This window comes from Brevibacillus migulae (assembly GCF_004521915.1).
Classification (GTDB): Bacteria; Bacillota; Bacilli; order Brevibacillales; family Brevibacillaceae; genus Brevibacillus_F; species Brevibacillus_F migulae.
Window position 1 is genome coordinate 161801 of sequence record NZ_SDKD01000001.1, and the last position, 13428, is coordinate 175228.

The 13428-nt window shown below is 53.8% G+C and carries 10 protein-coding genes; 9 read left to right on the top strand and 1 reads right to left on the bottom strand.

The genetic code is table 11. The annotated features are described in order from the left end of the window. Window positions 1–45: 45 nt before the first annotated feature. From EIZ37_RS00795 to EIZ37_RS00810, 4 genes are all read left to right on the top strand, one after another. Window positions 46–1788, top strand: a complete 1743-nt coding sequence (locus tag EIZ37_RS00795) for a methyl-accepting chemotaxis protein (RefSeq protein WP_235827845.1) — start codon at window positions 46–48, stop codon at window positions 1786–1788. Between the two features lie 101 nt (window positions 1789–1889). Continuing rightward, window positions 1890–3104 (top strand): chromate transporter, encoded by a 1215-nt coding sequence (locus EIZ37_RS00800; RefSeq protein WP_134682646.1) that lies wholly within the window; start codon window positions 1890–1892, stop codon window positions 3102–3104. 134 nt (window positions 3105–3238) lie between these two features. Beyond that, window positions 3239–3454 carry a GNAT family N-acetyltransferase gene (locus tag EIZ37_RS00805; RefSeq protein ID WP_235827846.1) on the top strand — a complete coding sequence of 72 codons (216 nt, stop codon included), beginning with the start codon at window positions 3239–3241 and terminating at the stop codon, window positions 3452–3454. 271 nt (window positions 3455–3725) lie between these two features. After that, window positions 3726–5168 (top strand): glycoside hydrolase family 1 protein, encoded by a 1443-nt coding sequence (locus EIZ37_RS00810; protein WP_134682647.1) that lies wholly within the window; start codon window positions 3726–3728, stop codon window positions 5166–5168. Between the two features lie 17 nt (window positions 5169–5185). Here the strand turns inward: EIZ37_RS00810 and EIZ37_RS00815 are convergent, their stop codons facing one another. Continuing rightward, entirely contained in the window at window positions 5186–6067 is an 882-nt protein-coding gene (locus tag EIZ37_RS00815) for a helix-turn-helix transcriptional regulator (protein ID WP_134682648.1), read from the bottom strand. A gap of 122 nt (window positions 6068–6189) precedes the next feature. Between EIZ37_RS00815 and EIZ37_RS00820 the strand changes: the two genes are divergently transcribed. The 5 genes from EIZ37_RS00820 (at window position 6190) to EIZ37_RS00840 (ending at window position 13400) form a co-directional block, all read left to right on the top strand. Beyond that, on the top strand, window positions 6190–7692 hold the full coding sequence (locus EIZ37_RS00820) for an L-fucose/L-arabinose isomerase family protein (protein ID WP_134682649.1): 1503 nt from the start codon (window positions 6190–6192) through the stop codon (window positions 7690–7692). Between the two features lie 123 nt (window positions 7693–7815). Beyond that, window positions 7816–9885 (top strand): bifunctional aldolase/short-chain dehydrogenase, encoded by a 2070-nt coding sequence (locus EIZ37_RS00825; protein ID WP_134682650.1) that lies wholly within the window; start codon window positions 7816–7818, stop codon window positions 9883–9885. 32 nt (window positions 9886–9917) lie between these two features. Next, window positions 9918–11138 carry an L-rhamnose isomerase gene (gene rhaI, locus EIZ37_RS00830; protein ID WP_134682651.1) on the top strand — a complete coding sequence of 407 codons (1221 nt, stop codon included), beginning with the start codon at window positions 9918–9920 and terminating at the stop codon, window positions 11136–11138. After that, on the top strand, window positions 11135–12613 hold the full coding sequence (gene rhaB / locus EIZ37_RS00835; protein WP_134682652.1) for a rhamnulokinase: 1479 nt from the start codon (window positions 11135–11137) through the stop codon (window positions 12611–12613). Before rhaI ends, rhaB begins: the two co-directional genes overlap by 4 nt. Before the next feature lie 22 nt (window positions 12614–12635). Then, entirely contained in the window at window positions 12636–13400 is a 765-nt protein-coding gene (locus EIZ37_RS00840; protein ID WP_134682882.1) for a DeoR/GlpR family DNA-binding transcription regulator, read from the top strand. The last annotated feature ends 28 nt before the right edge of the window (window positions 13401–13428 follow it).

The window sequence follows — 13428 nt, forward strand, 5'->3', positions numbered from 1 at the left end:
AAAAATCTATACCGACGAAAGACTCAGAAGCAAGGGGGCTTCTTTATGAGAGAATCATTGCTGCGCAAGCTCAACCGCCTTTCACCTCGTAGGCCATTGTCTTTTTCGTTGAGCCGGAAGATCATTGCCGCCTTTATCATCGTTTCTTTATTGGTAGCGGTTACAAGCGGATTATCCTTCGTTTTTATCAAAAAAATTGATTCTACCTACTTAAGCGTTTTGAATGAGAACGCTGTCATGCTGAATCAGGCGGCGGACGTTCAATCGTACACCCAGCTGCAGAACAGCATGCTGTTCAGCTATTTGGTCGATCCGGCCAAGGAAAAAGAGGAGCAGCTGCTTGCGGCCAATAAACAGCTGGCTGCCATCTTGAAAGAGCTGCAGGGGCAAAACAGCGGGAGCGAAATGGAAAGCGATATCAATCAGATGATCGAATCCAACGAAACGTTTGCCCGCCTGGTGACGAAGGTGACGGATTACATGAATCGCAATCAGCCGGATCTGGCGAAGTCGGAGGCCATGCTCTGGTCGGTTCCTGCGACGGAAACGCTGACCAAGACGTCCGCAAAGATTCAGGAGCTCCAGAAAAAGATCATGGCGGATAAAATGGCTGACAGTCAGACACTTGTCTTGACCATTTTAACGACATTGATCGCCGTAAGCCTGGTTGCATTGGCTTTGGCGATCGGGATCGGCATCGTGCTGTCGCGCATGATCGTGAAGCCGATGCGGACGATGGTGCAGGCGGCGGGGCGGATTGCCGACTGTGACCTTACCTTTGCCGATGTCCATGTGGCGAATCGGGATGAGCTGCGGGATTTGGCGACAGCGTTTAACCGGATGAAAGCGAATTTGCATCAGATGATCAGCGAAGTGGGCGCGCATTCGGATCAAGTAGCGGCATCGGCCGTGCAGCTGAGCGCCAGCTCCGGGCAAGTCAGCGAATCATTGGAGCAAGTCACCGCGATCATCCAGGATATCTCGATCGGTACACAGGAGCAAGTGCGCAGTGTGCATCAAGGCGTATCGATCATTGAAGAAATGTCTTCAGCCGTAGGAGAGATCGCTACCGTTACCCAATCGGCAGATATGAAATCGGTTCACGCGTTGGAAGCTGCCGCGGCGGGGAATGAAGCCATCAGGGTCGCAGTCGGGCAGATGAATTCCATCCAGAAGAAAATGAGTGAGCTGTCCGAATCCGTTCAGCGCCTGGGCAGCAGCTCCGACCAGATCGTCAAGACGGTTGATGTGATCACCAATATCGCCAAACAGACCAACCTGCTGGCGCTGAATGCATCGATCGAAGCGGCGAGAGCAGGGGAATCGGGGAAAGGATTTGCCGTGGTGGCAGATGAGGTGCGCAAGCTTTCCCAGTTGACCTCGGAAGCGGCCGATGAAGTGGGTAGATTAATCTCCGGCATAAGAGCAGAGACGGCGGATGTGGTGATTTCTACGGAAGATGGCAAAAAGGAAGTAAGCACCGGGATCAGCGTTGTCGGACAAGCCGGCGAGGCCTTCCAGCGAATCCAGTCTGCTGTCAATGAAGTCGCGGATCAGATACGGAAGGTGTCGGCCCAATCCAAGGAAATCGCCAGCGAATCGAAAACGGCGGTTGCGGCGATTCGCTCCATTGACACGGTGGCACTGGAAATGGCGTCGTCCACCCAGCATGTGTCACGGAATGTGGAAACGCAAAATGCCAGCATGGAGGAAATTGTGGCTTCCTCCGCCGTATTGAGCACGATGGCGGAAGAATTGCAAGGATTGATCGGCAGGTTTAAGGTGTAACAGAGCGTCGGCTCCGTCGGTACAGACGGGGCTGTTTTTTTCTTTCATGCACTCCACAAGCTTGGTGTATGATGAAGCCATGAAGGGAGAGAAATGTACGGATGGAAAAAGAGCAGCTTTCTTCCCAAAGCAGGCCGGCTAGCAAGCTGCGTGCTTTAGCGGAAGTTTTGGGCGTATCCACCAGACTGGGCTTGACCTCTTTTGGCGGGCCGACCGCCCATCTGGGATACTTTTTCGAAGAATATGTGCGGCGGAGAAAATGGCTGGATGAGCGCAGCTATGCCGATCTGGTCGCGTTATGCCAGTTTTTGCCGGGGCCCGCGAGCAGCCAGGTAGGGATTGGCATCGGGGTCATCCGGGCTGGACTGCTGGGAGGGCTTGTCGCATGGGCAGGCTTTACGCTCCCGTCTGTCATCGCCCTCATCTGCTTTGCGTTCTTTCTGCAAGATATGGATGTGGCTGGAGCTGGCTGGGTTCATGGCTTGAAAATCGTAGCGGTTGCGATCGTCGCCCAAGCGATTTTGGGGATGGGAAAAACGCTGACGCCAGATCGAAAGCGCCTGGCGATCGCTTTGGTCGCAGCAACCTTTACTCTGCTATGGCAATCGGCCATCAGCCAGATCGTGATTGTACTGCTTGCGGGAGCCGCTGGCATGATACTGTATCGTCGGGAATCGATACCTGAGGCACCGAACCTGTCTGTACCGGTGGGCAGGGGAGTTGCGATCGGGGCATTTGGCCTGTTTGTCGCTTTGCTGATCGCTCTGCCGCTGTTGCGGGAAATGACAGCTGTAGCCTGGATTCCGCTGATTGACAGCCTGTACCGGGCGGGATCTCTGGTATTCGGTGGGGGGCATGTGCTGCTGCCGATGCTGGAGCGAGAAGTCGTGCCGCTCGGATGGATCAGCCGCGAAGATTTTCTGGCGGGCTACGGAGCGGCGCAAGCTGTACCAGGACCGTTGTTTACCTTCACCGCTTATTTGGGAGCCATGTCAGGCGGGATCGCGGGTGGAGTCATCGCGACTGTTGCCATCTTTTTGCCTGCCTTTTTGTTGATTATCGGGGCCTTGCCGTTTTGGAATCAGCTGCGCAGGAACAAGTTCATCCAAGGTGCTTTGATGGGCATCAACGCGGCAGTGGTGGGAATCCTGCTGGCGGCATGGTATAACCCGCTCTGGACGACAGCGATCCTGAGCCCTGGTGACTTCGCGTTGGCCGCGATCCTGGTTTCAATGCTGGTGTTTTGGAAGCTGCCGCCTTGGGTTGTGGTGATCGCAGGAGCCTTGGGTGGGAGTGTTCTGAATTTTGTGAGTTAGCGGTTGCGGCGGAGAGAACATGTGTCCAAAACTCCGCTTCATCCTCCGCTAGGCTTGGCTGCGCAGGTGCTCCGGCTGCCGATTTAGAAATTTAAAAAGCTTCGAATAACAATAACAGATCAGGGGGAAAATTGTTGAAAGTCATTCGCGTCCAATTTTCGGTCAGTGGACAAAACCTACGCTCTCAAAAAGCTGTGGAACGATTAGGGGCAGTCAAGGAAGGAACGTTTCGCAAGCACAGGATCAAGCCGGATGGGACCATTCACGACAATGTGTTTTTTAGCATTGTCGATACCGAGTGGGATATGGTGAAGCAGAACCTGGTTGCTCTCTTAGAAAAGCAATATTGAAAATTTCACTATCAAAACGAAAGTCAAATGGATGATTCCGATAGCCTGGTTAAGCTCCGCCCAAAAGATGTGGCGGAGCTTCGTTTGTTTACAATGACAGGGTGGAAGCATCCGTAGGAGAGGCGGCCATTCCAAGGATATATCGACTTACGCATATGGCAACAATAGGACTGGGTTTTCAAGTGAAGCCCATGCTTGCTATGAAACGCGTTTGATATTTTATTCTATTTTGAACCAGGTTGACCCACAATTCACCAAGGAGGGAAATGAGATGCTGCATCGACAATTACGTCCCTTTCAACCGGGCTTTCTATGGGGCTCAGCCTCGGCTGCCTACCAGATCGAAGGCGCTTGGAACGAAGACGGCAAGGGCCCGTCCGTATGGGATGTATTTACGAAAATAGAAGGCAAAACCTATCAGGGAAGCAATGGCGATGTCGCCATGGATCATTACCACCGCTACCAAGAGGACGTCGCCCTGATGGCGGAAATGGGATTGAAAGCATACCGCTTCTCGGTGAGCTGGCCGCGGATATATCCGGCTGGTCATGGCGAAGTGAATGAGGCGGGCCTGCAATTCTACGACAATCTGATCAATGAGCTGGTTTCCCATGGTATCGAACCAGTGCTGACCCTGTATCATTGGGATGTCCCGCAGGCGCTCATGGATGAGTATGGAGCATGGGAATCGCGAAGGATCATCGAGGATTTCGACCGCTACTGCGTGACCCTGTTCAAACGTTATGGCGATCGGGTGAAATATTGGGTCTCGCTGAACGAGCAAAACTACAATACCCACCACGGCTTCATCACAGCAATGCATCCCCCGGGCGTCAAGGACCGCAAACGCTTTTATCAGGCGAACCACCATGCGTTTCTGGCCAATGCCAAGGTCATCGATTCCTTCCGCACTCATGTGCCCGACGGAAAGATCGGACCCAGCTTTGCGTATTCTCCCGCCTATCCGGCTTCGAGCAGCCCGGAGGATACGCTGGCATTTGAGAATGCGGAGGAGTTCACCAACTACTGGTGGCTGGATGTATACTGCCGGGGCGAATATCCGCAGATCCCGCTGAAGTACCTGGAAGAACAGAGGCTGGCCCCCATCATGGAAGAGGGTGATCTGGAGCTGCTGCGAAAGGGCATCCCCGATTTCGTCGGCGTCAATTATTATCAGACCATCACGTATACGCACAACCCGCTTGACGGCGTAGCGGAAGGCAGGATGAATACAACCGGCAAGAAGGGCACCAATGAATCGACGGGGATACCCGGACTGTACAAGACGACAGCCAACCTTCATCTGGAGACATCCAACTGGGACTGGGCGATTGATCCGATCGGTCTGCGGATTGGCCTGCGCCGGATTACGAGCCGTTACGGGCTGCCGGTGTTCATTACGGAGAACGGATTGGGCGAATTCGATAAGCTGGAGGCCGATGATCGCATCCATGATGATTACCGGATTGCGTACCTGAAATCCCATCTGCAGCAATGCCTGCAGGCGATCAACGACGGAGTTGAGTTAATCGGCTACTGCAGCTGGTCGTTTACCGATGTGCTCAGCTGGTTGAACGGCTACCAAAAGCGTTATGGATTCGTCTATGTGGACCGTGATGAAACGAATGAAAGAACGCTGCGGAGGATCAAAAAAGACAGCTTTACCTGGTATCAGGAGGTCATCCGCACAAACGGTGGGAACTTATTTCCGTAAGTGTACGTCCAGCAGTCTTATTTCCCCAACCGCCACATCTTCCGAAACTGGTGTGGCGTCATATCCACACGCTGCTTGAACAGATTGATAAAATGGCTGACATTGTCGATCCCTACCGCGGATGCAATCTGCGCAGTCGTAAGCTCGGAATACATCAGCAGTTCCTTGGCGGCCGTGATCCTGCGTGTGATCAGATATTCGTTCGGTGTGAAGCCTGTATATTTCTTGAATTCCCTGGCAAAGTGAAACTTGCTGATGGCGGAATTCCGAGCCAGCTGGTCCAGGGAGATTTTTTCCGGGAATCGTTTATCCAGATCGCGCAGCACCGCCTCCAGATAAGGAGGAATCGGTGCGCCTGCAGGGGTGTGGTGGGCACTGGCAGCAAGCAGGATTTCGGTGAGCAGCTGGACCAACAGCTGGGAGGATATGGCTTCCGTACGGATATCTGGCTGGCGGTGGACTTCGATCAGCTGGCGGATCAGCGGAACAATCGTCTCGTCCCCGTTCTCCATCGTAAGAACGGGGCTTTCGTATTTGCCGAATTGCTCAAAATAGCCGCGGCTGCTGCTGCCGTTAAAGTGAACCCAGGCCATCTCCCACAGCTCTTGTTCATCTGTCTTGTAATATTGATACTCCATGCAATCGATGAAAAAGAGCTGGCCGGGGCGGAGGTCATGCCACTTACCCCGGTAGTGCAATGAGCCTCTGCCTGAAATCGTATAGACCACGAGATAAGAGTGGAGATGCTCGCGCTCGGTGTAATACTCCGCTTGTGTCCGAAAATAACCGACCTCCTGCACATAGTAGAAGACCGACTTGGCGGGCAGGCTCGGGGTCGCAATGATCCGAATGGAATCCGCGCTCCAGGCGTGCGATGCTCTCTCGGTATAGGCTTTCATCGACTTCACCTCTCAGCAAGATCCTGTGATGAATCAACAAGATCCTTGGATGATCCCTTTATTGTAAGCGATTACAATAGGATCATAAAGTTATGATTTTTGTGAAAAAGGGGTGGATACCTATGAGGCAATTGGCGGCAATCAAACCAGCGAAAAAGGCGCGGATCGGTCTGTATACGATCGGTCTGCAGGTGTATTGGAACCAGTTTCCCGGCTTGCGCGAGCGGCTCCTGGAATACGGACGTTTTCTGGAAAAGCAGATGTCCGCTTTTGGCGAAGTGTTTTTTTATGGACTGGTCGATTCGGAAACCGCGGGGAGACATGCGGGTCAATGGTTCAATGCCCAGGATGTCGACTTGATCTTCTGCCACTCCGGGACATACTGTACGAGCTCTGCAGTACTTCCGGTCCACCAAATCTGCAAGGCTCCGGTCGTCGTGCTGAATCTGCAGCCCACCGCCCGCATTGATTATGACCGGACGACGACAGGGGAATGGCTGGCCCACTGCGGAGCTTGTCCAGTGCCGGAGATATCCAATGCCTTCAACCGGGCGAACATACCGTTTCGCGTAGTCAATGGGCTGTTAGGACTCGACTATACCCCGGCCATTTCGCTGACCGATGAACATACGAAAGGGCGAAAAGAAGCGGTGCAAGCATGGAGCAGCATCGAGGAGTGGATTCGTGCGGCCTCAGTGCCAAGAATGTTGCGGCATAGTCGTTTTGGCTTTCTCGGCAATACGTACAGCGGCATGCTCGACATGTACAGCGACTTTACGATGATTCAGGCACAGACCGGGCTTCATGTCGAGGTATTGGAGATGTGTGATCTTGCCCGGCTGTTGCGGGATGTGACCGAGAGCGAAGTGAAGGCAAAGCTGGAGGAAATTGAGGAAATGTTCCTCATCAGTGACGATTCCCCAGCAGATCCGATCGCGCGAAAACCGACCCCGGAGCAGCTCGCGTGGTCCTGCAAGGTAGCGGCAGCACAAGAAAAAATGGTGCGTGAATACGATCTCGACGCCTTGACCTACTATTATCACGGGGCGCCGGGAAGCGAGTATGAAAACATTCAGAGCGGCTTTATTGTCGGACATTCCTTGCTGACCGCCCGCGGCATTCCATGCTCCGGAGAAGGAGATCTGAAAACGGCTGTTGCCATGAAAATCTGCGACACATTGGGGATCGGCGGCAGCTTTTCGGAGATCGTCGTGGTTGATTACGACGATGAAACGATTCTGCTTGGTCATGATGGTCCTTTCCATATCGCCATTGCGGAAGGCAAGCCTATCCTGCGAGGTATGGGGCTGTACCACGGAAAGCAAGGCACAGGCGTATCGGTGGAGGCAAAAGTGAAAACAGGTCCGGTCACGACGGTGAATGTCACCCAGACTGTTGAGGGCAAGCTGAAGCTGATCATCAGCGAGGGCGAATCAACAGGTGGGCCAATCATGAAAATCGGCAACACCCAGACCCCTGTCAAATTCAAAAAGCATCCCGATGACTATATGGAGCAGTGGTTCAGGGAAGCACCGACCCATCATTGTGCCATGGCGATCGGACATCAGGCTGGTCTGCTGCAAAAGGTAAGCGATTTGCTGAATGTTCATCAAGTAACTTTGTAAAAAACACAGAAAAACAAAAAAACAATAACAAAAACAAAAATAGATACTGTACAAAATAAAAATAACCAAATATAATCAAAACTATAAAAAGACTGAATTGAGGGAATATTCAGGAGGTAAACCATGGTGCAAAGTTTATGGGATCGGTCGAAGGCGGCACAAATCCAACCGGGACTTGATGAATTGGTCTACCGATCCAATCTGCTCGGGTCCGATCGGCGTGTGTGCAATTGGGGCGGAGGCAATACCTCCATGAAGACGATCGAAAAAGACTTCCGCGGACGTGACGTCGAAGTGATGTGGGTGAAAGGGAGCGGCTCGGATCTGGCAACAATGAAGGCGGCCCATTTTACTGGATTGCGTCTGGAAGACATCCGCCCTTTGATCGAAAGAGAGGAAATGTCGGATGAAGAAATGGTCGCCTATTTGGCCCATTGCATGATCGATGCCAAGCATCCGCGCGCATCGATTGAAACCCTGCTGCATGCCTTCCTGCCATTTCCGCATGTGGATCACACGCATCCGGATGCCATCATCAGCATCTGCTGTGCGGACAACGGTGTGGAAATCGCGAAGGAGATTTTCGGCAGCCGCTTTGTCTGGGTGCCTTACGTACGTCCGGGCTTTACCTTGTCAAAAATGATCGCAGAAGCTGTCGCCCAAAACCCGCAAGCCGATCTAGTGCTCATGGAAAAGCACGGCCTGGTCACCTGGGGAGAGAACGCAGAAGCATGCTACGAAAAAACCATCGCCATGATCCAGGAAGCGGAAAGCTATATCGAAGCGCGCGTAAAAGAAGAAACGTTATTCGGCGGTCAAAAATACGAGACGCTTCCAAGTGAAGAACGAAAACGGATCGTGGCGCAGGTCATGCCCGCCATCCGCGGGGCAGTCGGGGAAAACAGCCGGATGCTGCTCAGCTATGATGATGAAGCCGATGTTCTGCAATTCGTAAACAGCAAGGATGCGCCAGTATTGTCACAGATAGGAGCGGCTTGCCCGGATCATCTGGTTCATACAAAAATGAAACCGCTTTATGTTGAGTGGGACCTAGAGTCCGGTGATGCGAGTGGCTTGAAAGAAGCTCTGCTGGCAGGGATCGCCTCCTTCAAACAAGCATACAGCGAATACTTTGCCCGCAACCATCAAGAGGGCGACCGGATGTTTGAAGCATCACCGCGCGTCATTTTGATCCCGGGCATTGGAATGATCAATACAGGAAAAAGCGCAGCGCAGGCGAAGATCAGCGGAGCTTTGTACCATCGAGCGATTGCTGTCATGCGCGGAGCAAGCGCGCTCGGCAAATTCGTATCGCTCGGCGAAAGCGAATCGTTCCAGGTCGAATACTGGCCGCTCGAACTCTATAAGCTGACGCTCGCACCACCCGAAGCTGAATTTTCCCGCAAGGTCGCCTTTGTGACAGGGGGAGCCGGAGGGATCGGCAGTGAGACGTGCCGCCGGTTGACGGCGGAAGGGGCACATGTCGTCGTGGCGGACTTGAACGTCGAAGGGGCGCAGCGAGTCGCGCAGGAAATCAATGAACAGGCAGGGGAGTGCAGAGCAATCGCGGTCAAGCTGGATGTGACCAAGGAAGAAGAGGTAATCGGAGCATTTGAGCAGGCGGCTCTGACCTATGGTGGCGTTGACATCGTCGTCAACAATGCAGGCTTGGCTACCTCCAGTCCGTTTGAGGATACCTCCCTGCAAGAATGGAACCTGAACATGAATGTGCTTGGGACCGGCTACTTCCTGGTGGCGCGGGAAGCGTTCAAGCTAATGAAAGCGCAGGGGCTCGGCGGCAACATGGTCTTTGTCGGCTCGAAAAATTCCGTCTATGCCGGAAAGAATGCCGCTGCCTACAGCTCCGCGAAAGCGCTGGAAATCCATCTCGCTCGCTGCATTGCAGCAGAAGGAGGCGCGATTGGCATCCGGGTGAACTCCGTTTTGCCGGATGCCGTCTTGCAAGGGTCGGCCATCTGGAGCTCCAATTGGCGGCAGGAGCGGGCGGAAGCCTATGGGATCGAGCCGGATCAATTGGAGGAGTATTACCGGAACCGGACAACGCTCTTGACCAATGTGTACCCGAAGGATATCGCGGAAGGCATCGCATTCTTCGCCTCCTCGCGTTCGGAAAAGACGACAGGGTGCATGCTCACGATCGACGGAGGGGTACCGGCAGCGTTTAGCAGATAAGAGAGAAAGAAGCGGGACGGGAGATGAGGAATATGAAAGACCTGGCCTATACCATTTTTGAGCAGCAGCAGCAAGCTCGCGGCATCGATCTGGAGCAGGTGAAGACGAAGCTCAAAGCGCTCCAGATCGAGACTCCCTCCTGGGGATACGGGGACTCCGGGACGCGATTCAAAGTGTTTCAAAAGGTCGGCGTGCCGCGCAATCCCTATGAAAAGCTGGAGGATGCAGCCCAAGTCCATCGTCTGACTGGGCTGTGCCCTTCCGTCGCCATTCATATCCCTTGGGATAAAGTAGACGATTATGGCAAATTGAAAGCGCATGCAGAAAATCTCGGGTTGAAAATCGGTGCGGTTAACCCCAACCTGTTTCAGGATGAGGATTACATGCTTGGCAGTGTGTGCAATGCAGACGCGGCTATCCGCCAAAAGGCAACGGAGCATCTGCTCGAATGCGTAGACATCGCCAAGGAGACGGGCTCACGCGACTTGAGCCTGTGGATCGCGGACGGTACAAACTATCCGGGGCAGGCTGATCTGCGCAAACGGAAAGGCTGGCTGCTGGAAGCGTTCCAAGCGATGTACAAAGCCATGACGCCGCAGATGCGCATGCTGATTGAGTACAAATGTTTCGAACCCGCATTTTATCATACCGATCTGGCGGACTGGGGGATGGCCTTCAATCTGGCGAACAAGCTGGGGCCGCAGGCGCAAGTGCTGGTCGATACCGGGCATCATGCTCCCGGTACGAACGTCGAGCATATCGTCGCCTATCTGATTGATGAACAGAAGCTGGGCGGTTTCCACTTCAACAGCCGCAAGTATGCCGATGACGACTTGATCGTTGGCGCGATCAATCCGTATGAGCTGTTTCTCATCTTCTACCAGATCATCAGCGCATCGGAGGATCAGGTGGAGGGCGTGCGTGAGACGGTACGAAATATCGCCTACATGATCGACCAATCGCACAATATCGAGCCGAAAATCCCAGCGATGATCCGCTCGGTGCTGAATGTCCAGACCCAGTATGCCAAAGCGCTGCTGATCAATCTGGAAGAGGTGGCGGCTGCGCAGGAAGCACAGGATGTGCTGGCGGCGGAAGATGCGGTGCGACGGGCGTTTGAGTGTGATGTGACGCCGCTGCTCCATGCCGTTCGTGAAGAGCAGGGCCTGCCGCTCGATCCGATGAAGGCGTATCTGGACAGCAGCTATCCGCAGGAGATTCTTGCGCGGGGCAAGGGTGGTGCCAGCTGGTGACAAGCGTGCTTGCATTCGATCTGGGAGCAAGCAGCGGGAGAGCCTTGATCGGGACGCTGCAGGGTCGACACCTGGTGGTCGAGGAGATTCACCGTTTTGCAAATGAGCCGGTGCAGGTCGGCAATCGCCTGCATTGGGATATCCTGCGCCTGTACCATTCCCTCAAGCAGGGGATCCTCAAAGCCAAGCACCTCGGCTACACGCCTGCCAGCATCGGAATCGATTCGTGGGCGGTTGATTACGGTCTTTTGGACAGCAGCGGGGAGCTTTTGGGCAATCCTTATCATTACCGCGATACACGGACGGATGGTGTCATGGAGCAAGTGCTTTCGCTCCTCCCACGTGAAGAGATTTTTCAGCATACCGGCATTCAGTTTTTGCCGTTCAATACGCTCTATCAGCTCGTGGCGGAGAAACAGCATAATCCGCAAAGACTTGCCCAGGCACAGCATCTGTTGATGATCCCGGATTTGCTGCGCTACTTTTTGACGGGTGAGATCAAAAGCGAATTTACCAACGCCACGACGACGCAGCTGTACAATCCTGCTCTGGGAGATTGGGATCCTCACCTGTTGACGAAGCTGGGGCTTCCCCGGCATCTATTCGCAGAAATTGTGCAGCCCGGTACGATTGTAGGCCGGCTGCAAGCACCCATCTGCGCAGAACTGGAAGTGCCAAGCGTGCCGGTCATTGCCGTGGCTGAACACGATACGGGTTCGGCAGTCGCTGCCATACCTGCCGATAACGATGATTTTGTCTATTTAATCTGCGGGACCTGGTCTTTGCTGGGCACGGAAATCCGGGATGCATTGACCCATGAGCAGGTGCTGCAAGAGAATTTTACAAATGAAGGCGGAGTGGATGGCACCTACCGTCTGCTGAAAAACATCATGGGTTTGTGGATCGTGCAGGAATGCCGCAGCCATTGGGAAAAGCGGGGAGTTACCCTGTCCTTTGAACAGATGGTCCAAGAAGCAAGCAGCGCAAGCGGATTCGTCAGCTTTATCGACCCGGATCATTTGATGTTTCTCCACCCCTCTGATATGCCAGCCCTCGTACAAGCGTACTGCTCGCAAACAGGGCAACCGGTGCCGCAGGAGCGAGGAGAGATATTGCGCTGTGTATTTGAAAGTCTCGCTTTGAAATACCGCTATGTGTACGAACGGATAGAAGCCCTGTCGGGGAAACGTTTTTCCGGCATGCACATGGCAGGAGGCGGGATTCATAACCGGTTGCTGTGCCAGTTCACCGCCAATGCCCTTTCCCGACCGGTATGGGCTGGTCCGAGTGAAGCAAGCGCGATTGGCAATATCTTGGTACAATATAGGACGCTGGGCCAGATCGCAGGAATCGGCGAAGCAAGGCAAATCGTTCGCGAGTCCTTTCCGCTGGAGACGTATGTTCCCGAGGAGCAGGGGCAATGGACAGAGGCGTATAAACGATTCCTGCAGGTGACGGGTCTGGGAAAACGATGAGAGCAAGGGAATGAGAAAAAAGATGCTAGTAATCGAGCGGCATGAAATGATCGTACGACTCGTGAATGAAAAAGGGAGCATGCGTGTATCGGAGCTTAGCGAGATCTGCAATGTGACGGAAGAGACGATCCGCCGCGATCTGGATCGGCTGGAGCAGGCGGGCCGCTTGCTGCGAAGCCATGGCGGCGCCGTCAGCGTGGCGGAGCAGCAGCCCGAGGATCCATATATGGAGCGGGAAATCACCCGTATGGAGGAGAAGAAGCGGATCGCGCAGGAGGCTATCAAGTACATCGAACCGCGGGATCGGATCATCCTGGACGCGAGCACGACGGCATGGTATATGGCTTCCATCCTGCCTGATATTCCGTTGACGGTCCTGACCAATTCGCTCAAAGTCGCGATGGAGCTGAGCACCAAGGAAAAAATCGAGGTCATATCGACAGGCGGGATCATGTCGGCGCGCTCCCTTTCCTTTGTCGGGCCAAGTGCGGAGCGGTCGCTGGATGCTTATCATGTCAACAAGGCGTTCCTCTCCTGCAAAGGGGTTCATCTCGGCAGGGGAATCAGTGAATCCAATGAAATGCAAGCGCTGGTTAAGCGAAAAATGATCAGTATCGCTGACCGTGTCCTGCTGCTGGCCGATCATAGCAAATTTGGGGTGCAGGCATTTACCTATTTCGCGGAGCTTAGCCAAATCGACGAGATCATTACCGATGACAAGATTGATCCGCAATATGTACAGCAGCTCGAGGAAATGGCTGTTAAACTGACGGTCGCCCTCGCGTAGCCGAACTCGAGTGGACAGTGTATCCGCA

What these genes read in the sequence shown, in the direction of transcription:
- EIZ37_RS00815 (WP_134682648.1), bottom strand. Translation starts at nt 6,067, where the DNA reads ATGAAAGCCTATACCGAGAGAGCATCGCACGCCTGGAGCGCGGATTCC.
- EIZ37_RS00795 (WP_235827845.1), top strand. Translation starts at nt 46, where the DNA reads ATGAGAGAATCATTGCTGCGCAAGCTCAACCGCCTTTCACCTCGTAGG.
- EIZ37_RS00810 (WP_134682647.1), top strand. Translation starts at nt 3,726, where the DNA reads ATGCTGCATCGACAATTACGTCCCTTTCAACCGGGCTTTCTATGGGGC.
- EIZ37_RS00820 (WP_134682649.1), top strand. Translation starts at nt 6,190, where the DNA reads ATGAGGCAATTGGCGGCAATCAAACCAGCGAAAAAGGCGCGGATCGGT.
- EIZ37_RS00840 (WP_134682882.1), top strand. Translation starts at nt 12,636, where the DNA reads ATGCTAGTAATCGAGCGGCATGAAATGATCGTACGACTCGTGAATGAA.
- EIZ37_RS00800 (WP_134682646.1), top strand. Translation starts at nt 1,890, where the DNA reads ATGGAAAAAGAGCAGCTTTCTTCCCAAAGCAGGCCGGCTAGCAAGCTG.
- EIZ37_RS00825 (WP_134682650.1), top strand. Translation starts at nt 7,816, where the DNA reads ATGGTGCAAAGTTTATGGGATCGGTCGAAGGCGGCACAAATCCAACCG.
- rhaI (WP_134682651.1), top strand. Translation starts at nt 9,918, where the DNA reads ATGAAAGACCTGGCCTATACCATTTTTGAGCAGCAGCAGCAAGCTCGC.